This is a genomic window from Amycolatopsis sp. SID8362, assembly GCF_010550475.1.
Taxonomy (GTDB): domain Bacteria; phylum Actinomycetota; class Actinomycetes; order Mycobacteriales; family Pseudonocardiaceae; genus Amycolatopsis; species Amycolatopsis eburnea.
Map to the genome: position 1 here is coordinate 1 of NZ_JAAGNB010001151.1, position 237 is coordinate 237.

Consider the following 237-nt stretch of genomic DNA (forward strand, 5'->3'; position numbering starts at 1 on the left):
ACCAGCAGGCCGCGGCGGACGCCGAACGCGTCCAGCGCGGCGAGGTGCTCGGCCGACTGCGGCATCCAGCCTTCGTCCGCGGCGACGACGAACAGCACGGCCGGCGCCGGCCCGGCCCCGGCGAGCATGTTCGGGACGAACCGTTCGTGGCCCGGCACGTCGACGAACGCGACGTCCTCGCCGCCGAGCCGCGTCCACGCGAACCCGAGGTCGATGGTGAGGCCGCGGCGGCGCTCC

Annotated in this window: 1 protein-coding gene; it reads right to left on the reverse strand. The window is 76.4% G+C overall.

The window, feature by feature from the left end; genetic code table 11:
- A partial coding sequence (locus tag G3I65_RS35550) for a GTP-binding protein (RefSeq protein ID WP_239071647.1) occupies positions 1 to 237 on the reverse strand: 237 nt, incomplete at both ends.